Raw genomic sequence first — 726 nt, forward strand, 5'->3', positions numbered from 1 at the left:
GCTGATCAATGAACCACAGGCGCTGCTGCGCGAAGGACAGCGGCAGCTCCCCCGTGCGAGGTGCCGGCACCAGCGGTGGTGCCTTCACGCCGGACGCCTGCTTCCCCGCGTCGTCGATGCGGCGCGCGAGGTCCGCCAGGATTGGAGCTTCGAAGACGGAGCGCAGCGGCAGCTCCACTCCGAACGTCGCGCGCACACGGGCCACGAGCTGGGTCGCGAGCAACGAGTGACCGCCCAGTTCGAAGAACTGGTCCTGTGATCCCACGCGGGGAAGACGCAGCACCTCTGCCCAGAGGGACGCGAGCAGTTCCTCCGTGGGAGTGCGAGGCACCACGTAGTCGGAGCTCGAAGCGGAGGCCTCCGGAGCGGGAAGGGCCTTGCGGTCGACCTTGCCGTTGGGGGTGAGGGGCAGGGCCTCCAGGAAGACGAAGGCGGAGGGCACCATGTACTCGGGCAGCCGCTGCTTCAGGTTTTCGCGAAGCGCGGACACGTCCGTGGAGTCCGCGACGACGTAGGCGACGAGGCGGGCCTCGCCGGGGGAGTCCTGGCGGGCTACGACGACGGCTTCGTGCACGGAGGGAAGCGCACGGAGCACGGTGGCGACTTCACCGGGCTCCACGCGGAAGCCTCGCACCTTCACCTGGAAGTCGACACGGCCGAGGAACTCCACACGGCCATCGGAGAGCCAGCGCACGCGGTCGCCCGTGCGGTACATGCGAGCGCCGG

At 69.6% G+C, this 726-nt stretch carries 1 protein-coding gene; it reads right to left on the bottom strand.

Annotation, left to right across the window (positions count from 1 at the left end):
* The coding region (locus tag ACLEQD_RS44695; protein ID WP_410391965.1) for a phosphopantetheine-binding protein at window positions 1-715 on the bottom strand (715 nt) is incomplete at its 3' end.
* Window positions 716-726 lie beyond the last annotated feature (11 nt).

The organism is Corallococcus sp. 4LFB (genome assembly GCF_046520365.1).
GTDB classification, from domain to species: domain Bacteria; phylum Myxococcota; class Myxococcia; order Myxococcales; family Myxococcaceae; genus Corallococcus; species Corallococcus caeni.